At 66.0% G+C, this 250-nt stretch carries 1 pseudogene; it reads right to left on the reverse strand.

The features are described 5' to 3' along the window. Nucleotides 1-250 (reverse strand): annotated as a pseudogene (locus tag OH705_RS28180) (multicopper oxidase family protein); the annotation flags it as partial.

Genomic DNA, 250 nt, shown 5'->3' on the forward strand with positions numbered 1-250 from the left:
CCAAGCCTGACCGTTGATCTGCCACAGGCTCGGCGGCTTGCCGTTCTCGGTGTTCACCGAGACCTTGCCGACCCATTCGAAATTGAAGTTGATCTTCTCGGCGCTGGCCAGGTCCGGCTCGGCGATCGGGTTGGGCGGCAGCGCCTCGGGCCAGTCGCCGGGCGACTCGTTGCTGGCCACCGAACGCAGGGTACCCAGACGCACGAAACCATCGCGCAGCGAGAGCTCTTCGCCCGCCTCGGGAATACGG

It is taken from the genome of Pseudomonas sp. BJa3 (genome assembly GCF_026343815.1).
GTDB lineage: Bacteria > Pseudomonadota > Gammaproteobacteria > Pseudomonadales > Pseudomonadaceae > Aquipseudomonas > Aquipseudomonas soli.